Source organism: Pauljensenia sp. UMB3104, assembly GCF_030217285.1.
Taxonomy (GTDB): Bacteria; Actinomycetota; Actinomycetes; order Actinomycetales; family Actinomycetaceae; genus Pauljensenia.
In genome coordinates this window covers 1-357 of sequence record NZ_JASONN010000106.1, presented here as the reverse complement: position 1 = coordinate 357, position 357 = coordinate 1, and the positions used below count along the sequence as shown (strand labels likewise).

1 protein-coding gene is annotated in these 357 nt (G+C 58.5%); it reads left to right on the top strand.

Features of this window, described 5'->3' with window-relative positions; translation table 11 throughout:
• Window positions 1-357: DDE-type integrase/transposase/recombinase (locus QP415_RS10960; protein ID WP_285100083.1), on the top strand; the 357-nt coding region annotated here is incomplete at both ends.

The following is a 357-nucleotide window of genomic DNA, read 5'->3' as shown; positions in this document are numbered from 1 at the left end:
GACGTCACCGAGTTCAAGCTCTCCTTCGGTAAGGCCTACCTCGCTCCGGTCTACGACTTTGCCAGCAAAGAGATCGTCGCCCACTCCATCTCCATGTGTCCCAACCTCGCCCAACAAAAAGAGATGCTCCAGATGCTCATGGACGCCAAGCCCGCAGGGGCCGAGCCGATCTTGCACTCGGACATGGGATGGCAATACCAGCACAAGGCCTACATCAGTGCGCTCGCCGATAACGGTTTCATCCAGAGCATGTCACGCAAAGGCAACTGCATCGACAACGGCGCCACCGAGCAGGTCTTCGGGCACCTCAAGGACGAGTTCTTTCGCGGCCAGGACTGGCAGACCTTCGAGAGCTTC